This is a genomic window from Veillonella sp. ZSJB6, assembly GCF_051549505.1.
GTDB lineage: Bacteria > Bacillota > Negativicutes > Veillonellales > Veillonellaceae > Veillonella.
On the sequence record NZ_JBPUGE010000206.1, the window covers coordinates 1 to 231 of the forward strand.

At 39.4% G+C, this 231-nt stretch carries 1 pseudogene; it reads right to left on the bottom strand.

Annotated features, from left to right (window positions below):
• Positions 1-231 (bottom strand): annotated as a pseudogene (locus tag ACSV5T_RS10435) (biosynthetic-type acetolactate synthase large subunit); the annotation flags it as partial.

The window sequence follows — 231 nt, forward strand, 5'->3', positions numbered from 1 at the left end:
AGGCTCTACCAGTGTATTCAATTCGGTTAAGACACTCTTTAAATAACCTACGATTGGTACGTTAATAGTGACGTTCTTATCAATTTCTGCTGAGTCGATATCGATATGAATGATTTTAGCTTTTTTACAGAAGAAATCAGGATGGCCTGTAATGCTGTCGTGGAAACGAATACCAGCTGCAATAACAAGGTCTGCTTCTTCTGTGCTATAATTAGCCGCTACAGTGCCATG